This window comes from Bradyrhizobium sp. BRP19, assembly GCF_020194195.1.
GTDB classification, from domain to species: domain Bacteria; phylum Pseudomonadota; class Alphaproteobacteria; order Rhizobiales; family Xanthobacteraceae; genus Bradyrhizobium; species Bradyrhizobium yuanmingense.
This window is the reverse complement of sequence record NZ_JADYVZ010000222.1, coordinates 1-396: the sequence shown is the minus strand read 5'-3', so window position 1 is coordinate 396 and position 396 is coordinate 1. Positions and strand designations below refer to the sequence as shown.

1 protein-coding gene is annotated in these 396 nt (G+C 62.9%); it reads left to right on the top strand.

Annotation, left to right across the window (positions count from 1 at the left end; translation table 11 throughout):
• Window positions 1-142 precede the first annotated feature (142 nt).
• The coding region (locus tag I6F36_RS39280) for an NAD(P)H-binding protein (RefSeq protein WP_225173327.1) at window positions 143-396 on the top strand (254 nt) is incomplete at its 3' end.

Here is a 396-nt window from a genome sequence, read left to right as displayed (position 1 = left end):
GTCTTGAAGCGCTGCGCCAGGCACTCATGGGCTGACGGGAGGTTATTTGCGCGTAACCCTGTCACCAAAAACTGCCTCCTTCCGCGATCATCGCCGGCCTCGTATCTAGGCTTGGTCTACATTCTAGACCAGGAGAAGGAACGTGACAATTTCCGAACGTATCGCCATCACCGGGGCCACCGGCCAATTGGGCCGCCTCGTCATCGCCGAGCTCTTGCGGATCGCCCCTGCCGCCCATCTGATCGGCATCGTCCGCAACGCCTCCGCCGCCAAGGACCTTGCGGAGCGCGGCGTCGAGCTCCGCACCGCCAATTATGACGATCCCGACGCGATCAAGGCCGCACTCGCGGGCGCCGACAAGGTGCTTCTGATTTCCTCGAGCGAGATCGGGCAGCG